Genomic DNA, 306 nt, shown 5'->3' with positions numbered 1-306 from the left:
CGAATGGCATCCGCAACAAGCGGATTTGATGATCTGCGTTCAAGGCCGGCGAATATCGACCTGGGCACCGCGGACCAATCACGAGGATGTGCTGTTCGATTCAGAGGACTATCGGGATCTGCACTTCGGGCCGGGTAAAGGCAACCCAAGCCAGGACGGTAGCCGCATAGCGGTGCGTGCGATTCGATCGGACGGTGCTGAAGTCGTCTTCGCGTATGATCTCAAACTGCATAGCAAGTTGGCCGATATCGCACTTGGGCAGCTTGCAGGGAAAAATGACAGCTGTTCGATTTCTCCTCTGGGCAA

1 pseudogene is annotated in these 306 nt (G+C 55.6%); it reads left to right on the top strand.

Annotated elements, in window-relative coordinates:
* A pseudogene (locus EN853_RS33500) lies at positions 1-306 on the top strand (hypothetical protein); the annotation flags it as partial.

This window comes from Mesorhizobium sp. M1C.F.Ca.ET.210.01.1.1 (assembly GCF_004791585.1).
Lineage (GTDB): Bacteria > Pseudomonadota > Alphaproteobacteria > Rhizobiales > Rhizobiaceae > Mesorhizobium.
Note: the sequence above shows the minus strand (reverse complement) of the source record. Positions and strands in the feature narration are given on the sequence as shown.